This window comes from Paraburkholderia sp. RL18-085-BIA-A (assembly GCF_046027075.1).
Taxonomy (GTDB): Bacteria; Pseudomonadota; Gammaproteobacteria; order Burkholderiales; family Burkholderiaceae; genus Paraburkholderia.
In genome coordinates this window covers 1-3,408 of the sequence record NZ_JARESU010000318.1, presented here as the reverse complement: position 1 = coordinate 3,408, position 3,408 = coordinate 1, and the positions used below count along the sequence as shown (strand labels likewise).

Here is a 3,408-nt window from a genome sequence, read left to right as displayed (position 1 = left end):
TCTCATCGGTCCAGGATGACTGACTATTTTCCGAAACTCCCTGAATATCGAGTCATGCGCACATACAACATTGCCTACGCGGTTTTATGCAATGCAACGGCTCGTCAAAAGCGCGCCTTACAGCAAGGCAAAGGTGTCCTTTTGACTGTGCTTGACGGCCGCCGAACCGCCCCCTGTTCAAGAGCGTCTGGGTAAGTGCAAATCCCGTCGTGGCTGGGCCGAAAGCGTACTTGAGGCCGACACCCCAGGTGCGCTCCCGCACCTCTTCACTCCGCCTTCACCCCCGGGGCGAAAACTTCCCGGTCTTCTTTATGTCTTCCATGGCTCCATTCTCTCTAGAGGCAGAGTCTTCAGAAAACGCTAATCGGGGCATAACAGAAACACGTGATGGTCGCGCATGATCACGCTACCTATCATCGCCATATGCTCAACGCGGAGTGTTGGGCGACCACTCATAAGCTAATCAGGCTGTTTGATCCAGACCGTTACTCTACCTGCCGATCTCCCGACATCGACCGAAGAGCATGAATTTCCCAACGGGCGGCGTACACAGACAGTGAAAACTGATGTTTGCTTTACGAGCAGAACGTCGTTGCCTTATTGCTTATGTTCGCTTTACCAACGGAAATCTGGAGGCAACAAAATTGAGATTATCTACAAGCTGCCCTGACCCATGGTCGACGATTCTTCTGGAGATCAGCAGGCTTACCTCTACAGATCAAGCGCCCGCTCACGCAGATTGTCAGCCTATCGGCCTGACAGCGCCCTCTCCTACAACTCACCGTGAGCGGATCAATGGTTCTGAATACTTGGCCGTGGCGTCTTGTGTGACCATTCGCATTCTGGAAAGAGGCGAGTGTCACGCCATCATCGCGTGGCACGACCCAACTTCCTGTCACTACGAAGACCAGCGCTGGCGACATTGTGTGACTCGAAATGCAGGTACATGCGCTATGTCGGGACGGCTGATTGCAGTAGGCGATAGGGTCTTCAAACCAGCTCGGTCCAGGCTGATGCCAGTAAATGCGTCCGCCATGATCCTGGCCAGTGAAATTCCCAAAAGGTACCCTATCGATCTATCGAATAGTGGAATCGAGAGCTATCGATGAAAGATGACGCAACCTTTCGGCCGCCATTGTCAGATGGCGGCTTCGCTGAACCGTTGGAGAGTTTGGAGTTAGTCAGATCTGAAGCAAACCTCTTTAAGGACTGGTCGTCGGCGCCACGTGTAGCAACCGTCATAACTTACGCGATCATTGGCTGGGGCTGGGTTGAACTACCATGGGAGATCGGGCCAATGGACGCTCCTCCTGAGATTGCGGCGCTTGTGGCCTCCAACTGCCTCCTCTCTTTTAGTGCGTGTTTAACGCTCAACGGAGTCGTGTGGGCGAAAGGTATATTCGTCTTAATTTGCGTCTTGAGCTTGCTGGCGGTCGTGCCCGGATTATCCGTTGAGTATGGTTTCTCGCCCCCGGAATTTCTGCTTTCGACAGTAGAGTGTGTTCTAAGATTTTCCTGGCTGCTAGTCGTTGGAATCGGAAACGTAAGGTTTAAAAGCCGAGGTAGCCGGTAAGCCGAATGGAGGCAAAGGGAGTGCACAGCAAAAAGGTCGTCGTCGCGCTCGACGACAAGGTGCTCTATATCTTCGGCAACCACAGCAGCAATAGGACTTTCTCTCACAGTCTTCCAAGTGTGCTTACCTGTTCGTGATGACGAAACAGTGCAACGGCGTCCAGTAAACCGAGACAAAAAGGCGGCCCTCATGGCCGCGGCCCTCGTATCTTCTCGCGAAAGCCGCTGCACACCGCCTTCGCCGTCTGCAAATCTAGACAACAATTCGGCGCCCAATAGTTCGCCACTGCTAACGCATGCCAACGAAAACCAGAGAGTATTGGGCAAGCAAGCGATCATGGGGCGTTGCCACCGTCGAGCGCGCCCGGAAGCTGCACCGACAATGAGATTCCGCTAGAGAGAATCGTCACGCTCTTGCTGATGGGTATTCCAAGTATGGTGATTGGCCTGATTCCACCATATCAAAGCCTCGGATACTGAGCCCCAGCACTATTCGTTGCCATGCGTGTCTTCGGTACTTTGTAGGCACCCGGCCATGCAGATGCCGCGGGCGGCGTGAGCCGTGGTTGTTCCAGTGGCTTGAAATCCAGTATAGGATTCACTCAAGGCCGGCCCTCAAGCGCAGTTCGCAAAAAGAACGCGCTCGTGTCGAACGACGCCCTTCGGTACCGCGCCGATCAAGTGAGCGTCCTGCATTCGACGGCGTGCCTGGCGATCCTCGTCCAGCGAGTTGCGTAGACAGTTCGCTATCCAGGTCGCCATGCCAACGGACGTCAATGAGTGGCGGCCTAACCTTTGCGTTGCCGCGTCAGGCGTCCACGTACCTCATTTCCGCCGATTCGCCCATCAACAGTGCCCTGTTCTCATCCGCAGCTAAACGCAGGTAGTTCCACAAGGAAGTGATACGGCGAAGTTTGCGTAGATCTTCCCGGCAGCAGAGCCAGAACTGTCGCGTTACTACCACTTCGTCAGGCAATATTGGCTCCAGTAATGGGTTCGGCTCCGCCATGAAGCAAGGGAGGATCGCAAGGGCATCCCCCTGCAGCGCCGCATGGTACTGGGCAATGACGCTGGTGCTGCAAAGGTTCGCTTTGGCGTCGGGGATGGCGCGGTCCAGGTAGAGCAGTTCGTTACTAAAGGCGAGATCGGCGACGTAGCTGATGAAGGTATGGTTCCGCAGGTCCGAAACGGCATTCACCGGGGGGTGGCGGTTCAAATACTGTTGCGTTCCGTAGAGCTTGAGCCGGTAGTCGCACAGTCTGGTGTAGACGTATTGGCCGCGCTCCGGGCGTTCCAGCGTGATTGCCAGATCGGCCTCCCGTTTGGAAAGGCTGACGAAGTGAGGGACGGGCAGCAAGTCGATCGAGATGTTCGGGTGGTTTGCGGCAAAGCGCGAGAGTTGGGCTGACAGAAAAAAACAGCCGAAGCCCTCTGTGGCCCCCACTCTCACATGCCCCGAGAGCGAGTGGGCGCCCCCAGCGAACTGTTCGCTGGCTGACTGCACCGTTGTCTCCACGGCGTCGGCGTAGGCAACCAGACGCTGCCCCTCCGCTGTCAGCACGAATCCGCCTGCCCGCGACTTTTCGAACAGCACGGTGCCGAGCGCCGTTTCCAGTTCCCTCACCCGTCGCGCGACCGTCGTGTGATCGACGCCTAGCCGTTTCGCCGCACCGCTTGCCCGTTGGGTACGGGCCACTTCGAGGAAATAGCGCAGGTCGTCCCAGTTCACGCATCCCAGTCTCCCGCCCGTGGCTTTCTGCATATCAGATCGGCTTTTATTTCTATATGTCGTGGATATTTGAATAACTATACTCGGTTGCAAGTCGCTAGACCAAC

2 protein-coding genes are annotated in these 3,408 nt (G+C 55.8%); one reads left to right on the top strand and one right to left on the bottom strand.

The genetic code is table 11. The features are described from left to right. Positions 1–566: 566 nt before the first annotated feature. Positions 567–1,109, top strand: a complete 543-nt coding sequence (locus P0D89_RS51745) for a DUF3331 domain-containing protein (protein WP_408370724.1) — start codon at positions 567–569, stop codon at positions 1,107–1,109. A 1,271-nt stretch (positions 1,110–2,380) separates the two neighbouring features. Here P0D89_RS51745 and P0D89_RS51740 read toward each other — a convergent pair. Then, the gene (locus P0D89_RS51740; protein WP_408370722.1) at positions 2,381–3,334 is read right to left on the bottom strand and encodes a LysR family transcriptional regulator; all 954 of its coding nucleotides are present in this window, start codon (positions 3,332–3,334) and stop codon (positions 2,381–2,383) included. Positions 3,335–3,408: the final 74 nt, after the last annotated feature.

Coding starts and splice junctions, on each gene's coding strand:
- P0D89_RS51745 (WP_408370724.1), top strand. CDS start 567: ATGTTTGCTTTACGAGCAGAACGTCGTTGCCTTATTGCTTATGTTCGC.
- P0D89_RS51740 (WP_408370722.1), bottom strand. CDS start 3,334: ATGCAGAAAGCCACGGGCGGGAGACTGGGATGCGTGAACTGGGACGAC.